Genomic DNA, 8,050 nt, shown 5'->3' on the forward strand with positions numbered 1-8,050 from the left:
ACACGCCGCGCTTCTGCGGGTTTGCTTCCATCGCCGGTACTTTGTTCCGCTTGGGCTTGGATACCCGAGGCTTGCGGATCAACTGATTAATGGTCGGCATTGCGCTCTTTCCATCGGTCCGAAGTTCGTTGCGAAAGACGATGACAAACCGATAGGGCGCCAATTCCACCCCTAACGGGGCGGCGGCGCCTCTCATTGCAGCGGACCACCCAGCGTTGGCCAGGCGTTCATGCGCACGAAGATTTGTCGTCGTCTCTTGCCTTTGGCGATGTGTTTGAAGTTCCTGGATGCCCGCACAAGGTGGCAGATACCCGCGTGAACTTCACGACCGACCGCTAAGGTTGCGCCTCTATATGGGCAGTGAGTCCCCCCGTCAAGGATTCTTTGCAGCGGAACGTGATGCTCACGCAGCCGGAAATCCGGGGAATTTCCATCCAACGGGGGGATGGGGTCGGGAGGCAGAGCTAATCTGACCCGGACGCATGGTTGACGCCAGATTGCGTCGCGGGTTTTCCTCGACTTTCGGGAATCGCCAGGCGATCCCCTGCCCCGGATTGGCCGGCCTGCCGCAAAGGTGTAACAGTCGGGCGCAACTGAGCCGGAGGGAGCTAATGATGACGCCTGGACGCCTGATCGCCGCCGCCCTGCTCGGCTCCCTCGCCTGCGGCCCGGCGCTCGGACAGAATGTCATCGACGGCTCGGCGGTCGACGAGATCGTGACGATCGCCAAAGGGTATGGCGCGGCAACGCTCGAGAGCCAGGGCGACGGCAACCCGCGGATAGCAGGCAACATCAAGGGCGTGCCGTATTACGTGTTCTTCATGAACTGCACCGACAAGACGGCGTGCGAAGACGTCAACTTCTATGCGGGCTTTGCCAACATCAAGCCGACCATGGATGCGCTCAACGCCTGGAACCGCGACAAGCGCTTCGGCAACGCGTATCTCGACGCCGATCTCGACGCGGCGATCGAGTATGACGTGAACCTCGAGTACGGCGTCACCCGCGAGAACCTCGATGCCGCGTTCGGGGTGTGGTCGGTGCTGCTCGAGCAGTACACCGAGTATGTCGGCTACAAGCCGGCGCCCTAATCACTCTCAGTCGAGGATCATTACCGCAAAGCCGTCATAGCCCTTGGCGCCGACGGTCTGCAGCGCCGTGGCCGAGAGCCGCGGGTTGGCGGCGATCAGTTCGAACGCGCCGCGGCTGCCGAGCACGTTGGGGTCGCGGCTCTGTGCATTGGCGACCTCGCCATCCCGCACCACATTGTCGAGCACGATCACCGTGCCCTGCCGTCCCAGCTTGATGGCCCAATCCAGGTAGACCGTGTTGTTCGGCTTGTCGGCATCGATGAAGACAAAGTCGAATGGCTCCGGTCGTTCGGCCGCCAGCACCGGCAGCGTCTCGGCTGCGGCGCCGACACGCACCTCGATCCGGCCGGCATACCCCGCCCGCGCGATGTTGCGGCGCGCTACCTCGGCGTGGTGCGGATCGTACTCCAGCGTCACGATCGAGCCGCCCGCCGGCAGGGCCTTGGCCATCCAGAGCGTCGAGTAGGCGCCAAGGGTGCCGATCTCGAGGATGCGCTTCGCCCCGCTCATCCGCACCAGGAGGTGCAGGAACTTCCCCTGCGCCGCCGACACATCGATCGGCCGCAACCCGCCCGCCGCGTTGGCCCGCAACGCATCGGCGAGCGCCGCATCCTCATCGACCAACCGGTCGACGATGTAATCGTCCACCCTGCCCCACACTTCAGCGCTCATCAGATATCTCCATATGCCCGATCGGCTTCTACGGCGCGCCGCATGAAGGTTGCATGACAGCACGGGTAGGCAAAAGGAAGGACGGTTGGCGAAGGTGGTTTGATGGCGTGATGAAGTCAGTTGCGCGGACCGGGGCCGGCCGCATGACGACGCTATGAGCAGAAGCGAAATGCCACCTGTCGCAGAAACGCTATTGTTGGCGTCCGACGCCCCCTGGCCTTCGCAAGAGCTGACGTAAGCCGACCCTGCTTAGGGGGCAGTGAGCAAAAAGAAAGGGCCCCGAAGGGCCCTTTCGAACTTGGCGATGGGACTGCCGATTACTCGGCCGGCTCCACCGGGGTCGGGGTCGGCGCCGGGATGGCCGCGGTCTCGGCCTGTCGGCGGCGCTCGTCGAGGATCATGTCGTCGCGACGGGTCGCGATCGCCTTGGCCTTCGAGATGCCGGCGCCGGTGCCGGCCGGGATCAGGCGGCCGACGATGACGTTCTCCTTGAGGCCTTCGAGCAGGTCGGCCTTGCCGGAAACAGCCGCCTCGGTGAGGACGCGGGTGGTTTCCTGGAAGGACGCGGCCGACACGAACGAGCGGGTCTGCAGCGAAGCCTTGGTGATGCCGAGCAGCACCGGGTTGGCAGTCGCCGGCTTCTTGCCGTCGGCAACCAGCTGGTCATTGAGCTCGTCGAAGTCGAGCTTATCGAGCTGCTCGTCCTTGAGCATGCCCGAGTCACCCGGGTTCACGATCTCGACCTTCTGCAGCATCTGGCGAACGATCACCTCGATGTGCTTGTCGTTGATCAGCACGCCCTGCAGCCGGTAGACCTCCTGGATCTCATTGACGAGGTAGCGAGCAAGCTCTTCCACGCCCTTGATGGCCAGGATGTCGTGCGGTGCCGGGTTGCCGTCGAGGATGTACTCACCCTTCTCGATGGTGTCGCCTTCCTGGAGGTGGAACGGCTTGCCCTTCGGGATCAGGTATTCGACGGCCTCGGCGCCCTCTTCGGCCGCCTCGATGATGATCCGGCGCTTGTTCTTGTAGTCACGCCCGAATTTGATCGTGCCGGTGATCTCCGCGATGATCGCGTGATCCTTGGGACGACGCGCCTCGAACAGTTCGGCCACACGCGGCAGACCGCCGGTGATGTCCTTGGTCTTGGCGCTTTCGAGCGGAATACGAGCCAGCACGTCACCCGGCGAGACTTTCTCGCCCGGCTCGACCGCGATGACCGCATCGACCGAGAGCAGATACCGGGCTTCACCGCCGCGATCCAGCTTGACGACAGTATCGCCGCGCTTGATCGTGATCGCCGGCTTCAGCCCGTCGCTGCGCTGGCTGGTCCGCCAATCCGACACGACGCGCTTGGTGAAGCCCGTCGTCTCGTCGGTGGTTTCCGCCACCGAGGCACCGTCGACCAGATCCTCGAAGGCTACTTCGCCGTCGACTTCCGCCAGCACCGGACGCGTGTACGGATCCCATTCGGCGATACGCTGGCCGCGCTTGACCTCGGCACCGTCATCGACGCGGAGCTTGGCGCCGTACGTCACGCGGTGCGTGGCGCGGTCCTTGCCCTCAGGGTCGAGGATTGCGATGGTCACGTTACGGCCCATGGCGACCAGCTGGCCACCCTCGACCTTGGCGACGTTGCGGTTGCGGATCTCGATCTTGCCTTCGGCACCAGCCTCGAGGAAGGACGAGTCGACCACCTGTGCCGTACCACCGATGTGGAACGTGCGCATGGTCAGCTGGGTGCCCGGCTCACCGATCGACTGAGCGGCGATAACGCCGACAGCTTCACCGATGTTGACAGGCGTACCGCGAGCGAGGTCGCGACCGTAGCAGGCGGCGCAGCAGCCCTGGCGGAGATCGCAGGTCAGCGGCGAACGGATGCGCATCGACTGGACCTTGTAGCTCTCGATGAGCTCCACGTCCTTTTCGGTGAGCAGCGTGCCCTTGGGAACGATCATCTCGCCGTTCTCGGGGTTCACCACATCGTCAGCCGTGGTACGGCCGAGAATGCGCTGACCGAGCGAGGCCACGACCTGGCCGGCATCGACGATCGGCTCCATGGTGAGGCCGCGCTCGGTGCCGCAGTCGAGCTCGGTGATGATCGAGTCCTGCGCCACGTCGACGAGACGACGGGTCAGGTAACCCGAGTTCGCGGTCTTCAGCGCGGTGTCCGCGAGGCCCTTACGAGCACCGTGGGTCGAGTTGAAGTACTCGAGAACGTTAAGGCCTTCCTTGAAGTTGGCCGTGATCGGGGTCTCGATGATCGAACCGTCCGGACGCGCCATCAGGCCGCGCATACCGGCAAGCTGCTTCATCTGCGCCGGCGAGCCGCGGGCGCCGGAGTGGCTCATCATGTACACCGAGTTGATCGGCTTCTGACGACCCGTCTCCTTGTCGAACTGAACGGCAGCGATGCCCTTCATCATTTCTTCGGCGACGCGATCGCCGCACTTGGCCCAGGCGTCGACCACCTTGTTGTACTTTTCGCCCTGAGTGATCAGGCCGTCATTGTACTGCTGCTCGAACTCTTCGACCTGCTTACGGGTGGCCTCGACCAGCGTGTACTTCGAGGCCGGGATCACCATGTCGTCCTTGCCGAACGAGATGCCGGCACGGGCAGCGTGCTTGAAGCCAAGATCCATGATGCGGTCACAGAAAATGACCGTCTCCTTCTGACCGCAACCGCGATACACGGTGTCGATCATCTTACTGATCATCTTCTTGGTCATCAGCTGGTTGGCAGTCGCATACGGCACCGCCGGATGCTTCGGCAACAGCTTGCCCAGGATCATGCGGCCCGGAGTGGTCTCGACGATCTCGGTCGTCCGGTTGCCCTCGGCGTCATAGACGTCGACGCGCCCCTTGATCTTGGAGTGCATGGTCACGACGCCGGAAGCCAGCGCGTGCTCGAGCTCGCCCATGTCCGAGAACGCCATGCCCTGCCCCGGCTCGCCCTCGTTCATCAGGGAGAGGTGGTAGAGACCAAGCACGATGTCCTGGCTCGGCACGATGATCGGCTGGCCGTTGGCTGGGTGCAGGATGTTGTTGGTCGACATCATCAGCACGCGGGCTTCGAGCTGCGCCTCAAGCGAGAGCGGCACGTGCACGGCCATCTGGTCGCCGTCGAAGTCGGCGTTGAACGCCGCGCAGACGAGCGGATGCAGCTGGATTGCCTTGCCTTCGATCAGGTGCGGCTCGAACGCCTGGATGCCCAGACGGTGAAGGGTCGGAGCGCGGTTCAACAGAACCGGGTGCTCGCGGATCACTTCATCGAGGATATCCCAGACCTCGGGCTTTTCCTTCTCGACCAGCTTCTTGGCCTGCTTCACCGTCGACGACAGACCCTTGGCCTCGAGACGCGAGTAGATGAAAGGCTTGAACAGCTCGAGCGCCATCTTCTTGGGCAGGCCGCACTGGTGCAGCTTGAGCTCCGGACCCACGGTGATCACCGAACGACCGGAATAGTCCACGCGCTTGCCGAGCAGGTTCTGACGGAACCGGCCCTGCTTGCCCTTCAGCATGTCGCTCAGCGACTTCAGCGGACGCTTGTTCGCACCGGTGATGGTGCGGCCACGGCGGCCGTTGTCGAACAGCGCATCGACCGCTTCCTGAAGCATGCGCTTCTCGTTGCGGATGATGATGTCCGGCGCACGCAGCTCAATGAGGCGCTTCAGGCGGTTGTTGCGGTTGATCACACGACGATAGAGGTCGTTGAGATCGGAGGTGGCGAAGCGGCCGCCGTCCAGCGGGACGAGCGGGCGAAGCTCGGGCGGGATGACCGGAATGACGGTCATGATCATCCACTCGGGCTTGTTGCCCGAGACGATGAACTGCTCGACGATCTTCAGGCGCTTGGCCAGCTTCTTGGGCTTGAGCTCGGTGGTCGCCTCGGCGATCTCGACGCGGAGGTCGGCGGCGATCTTTTCGAGGTCGAGCGAGAGCAGCAGGTCGCGGATGGCCTCAGCGCCGATCTTGGCGGTGAAGCTGTCGGCGCCATACTGATCCTGGGCGTCGAGATACTGCTCCTCGGTGACCAGCTCGTTCACGCCGAACGGAGTCAGGCCGGGATCCAGCACGACGTACTGCTCGAAGTAGAGGATGCGCTCGATATCCTTCAGCGTCATGTCGAGCAGCAGCGCAATACGCGACGGCAGCGACTTGAGGAACCAGATATGGGCAACCGGGGCAGCGAGCTCGATGTGGCCCATGCGCTCGCGACGGACGCGGCTCAGGGTGACTTCGACACCGCACTTCTCGCAGATGACGCCCTTGAACTTCATGCGCTTGTACTTGCCGCACAGGCACTCGTAGTCCTTAACCGGCCCGAAGATGCGCGCGCAGAACAGGCCGTCGCGCTCGGGCTTGAAGGTACGGTAGTTGATGGTCTCGGGCTTTTTGATCTCGCCGTAGGACCAGCTCAGGATCTTTTCCGGGGACGCGATGCTGATCTTCATCTGATCGAACATCTGAACCGGGACCTGCGGGTTGAACGGGTCCATGACGTGGTGATGAGTATTCATCGGTAGACTCCTCTTATCGGAGCTCCCCGGCGGCTCAGGCCGGGAAGCGTCCGAAGTGAATGTGGGGTGAACTCGGCAGCCTTATTCCGCCGCGTTCTGAGGAGGTGCGAGCTGGGTGTCGGCAGGGCCGCCCTGGGGCAGCGCGTCGCCTTCAAACGTATCCAGCTCGACATTGAGGCCGAGAGAGCGGATTTCCTTGACGAGAACGTTGAAGCTCTCGGGGATGCCCGCCTCGAAGGTGTCGTCGCCTCTGACGATCGCCTCGTAGACCTTGGTGCGACCAGCAACGTCGTCCGACTTGATGGTCAGCATTTCCTGCAGCGTGTAGGCGGCGCCGTACGCTTCGAGCGCCCACACCTCCATTTCGCCGAAGCGCTGGCCACCGAACTGCGCCTTGCCGCCCAGCGGCTGCTGGGTAACGAGCGAGTAGGGACCGATCGAGCGGGCGTGGATCTTGTCGTCCACGAGGTGGTGGAGCTTCAGCATATAGATGTAGCCCACAGTCACCCGACGATCGAACTGCTCGCCGGTGCGGCCGTCGAACACGACGGACTGACCGGTGGAGTTCAAGCCTGCCCGCGTCAGAAGATCGACGATGTCGCTCTCCTTGGCGCCGTCGAACACCGGAGTGGCGATCGGCACGCCCTTGGAGAGATGCTCGCCAAGGCGGAGCACGCTGTCGTCGTCAAGCTGGGAGACGTAGTCATCGCCTTCGTAGAGGGCGCTGATCTCCTTCTTGAGCGGCGTCATGTCGCCCTTCTGCTGGTAGGCCTTCATGATCTCGTCGATCTTCTTGCCGAGGCCGCGAGCGGCCCAGCCAAGATGGGTCTCGAGAATCTGGCCCACGTTCATGCGCGACGGCACGCCGAGCGGGTTCAGCACGATGTCGACGTGCGTACCGTCTTCGAGGTACGGCATGTCTTCGATCGGGGTGATCCGCGAAACCACGCCCTTGTTGCCGTGACGGCCGGCCATCTTGTCGCCCGGCTGGATCTTGCGCTTGGTGGCGACGAAGACCTTGACCATCTTCATCACGCCCGGCGGAAGTTCGTCACCGCGCTGCAGCTTGTCGACCTTGTCGATGAAGCGCTGCTCGAGCAGCTTGCGGCTCTCCTCGTACTGAGCGTGGAGGGCCTCCATCTCGGCCATGACCTTGTCGTCCTCGAGGGCGAACTGCCACCACTTGGACCGCGGCTGGGCGTCGAAGGTCGCGTCGTTCAGCTTGGTGCCGTTGACATAGCCCTTGGGGCCAGCGGTCGCGGTCTTGCCGAACAGCATTTCCTTCAAACGCGCATAGACGTTGCGGTCGAGGATCGACTGCTCGTCGTCACGGTCCTTGGCGAGGCGTTCAATTTCCTCGCGCTCGATGGCCATGGCGCGCTCGTCCTTGTCGATGCCGTGGCGGTTGAACACGCGCACTTCAACGACGGTACCAGCATCGCCCGGCGGAACGCGGAGCGAGGTGTCACGAACGTCCGAGGCCTTCTCGCCAAAGATGGCGCGGAGGAGCTTTTCTTCCGGCGTCATCGGGCTTTCGCCCTTCGGGGTGATCTTGCCAACAAGGATGTCGCCGGCAGCGACTTCGGCACCGATGTGGACGATACCGGCTTCGTCGAGGTTCTTCAGCGCTTCTTCCGAAACGTTCGGAATGTCGCGGGTGATTTCCTCGGGACCAAGCTTGGTGTCGCGAGCCATCACTTCGTATTCCTCGATGTGGATCGAGGTGAACACGTCCTGCATGGCGATCTTTTCGCTGAGCAGGATCGA

3 protein-coding genes and 2 pseudogenes are annotated in these 8,050 nt (G+C 63.1%); 1 reads left to right on the forward strand and 4 read right to left on the reverse strand.

What is annotated here, in order from left to right; all coding sequences use genetic code 11:
- Window positions 1-196 (reverse strand): annotated as a pseudogene (locus VGV07_RS27480) (hypothetical protein); the annotation flags it as partial.
- Between the two features lie 418 nt (window positions 197-614).
- On the opposite strand from VGV07_RS27480, the gene VGV07_RS26610 reads away from it, so the two are divergent.
- On the forward strand, window positions 615-1,091 hold the full coding sequence (locus tag VGV07_RS26610) for a YbjN domain-containing protein (RefSeq protein ID WP_326871759.1): 477 nt from the start codon (window positions 615-617) through the stop codon (window positions 1,089-1,091).
- A gap of 6 nt (window positions 1,092-1,097) precedes the next feature.
- On the opposite strand, the gene VGV07_RS26615 is transcribed toward VGV07_RS26610, so the two are convergent.
- From VGV07_RS26615 to VGV07_RS26625, 3 genes and pseudogenes are all read right to left on the reverse strand, one after another.
- Window positions 1,098-1,763, reverse strand: a complete 666-nt coding sequence (locus tag VGV07_RS26615; protein WP_326871760.1) for an O-methyltransferase — start codon at window positions 1,761-1,763, stop codon at window positions 1,098-1,100.
- A 317-nt stretch (window positions 1,764-2,080) separates the two neighbouring features.
- Window positions 2,081-6,283, reverse strand: a complete 4,203-nt coding sequence (rpoC, locus tag VGV07_RS26620) for a DNA-directed RNA polymerase subunit beta' (RefSeq protein ID WP_326871761.1) — start codon at window positions 6,281-6,283, stop codon at window positions 2,081-2,083.
- Window positions 6,284-6,364: 81 nt separating this feature from the next.
- Window positions 6,365-8,050 (reverse strand): annotated as a pseudogene (locus VGV07_RS26625) (DNA-directed RNA polymerase subunit beta); the annotation flags it as partial.

The sequence above is a fragment of the Devosia sp. genome, assembly GCF_035944845.1.
GTDB lineage: Bacteria > Pseudomonadota > Alphaproteobacteria > Rhizobiales > Devosiaceae > Devosia_A.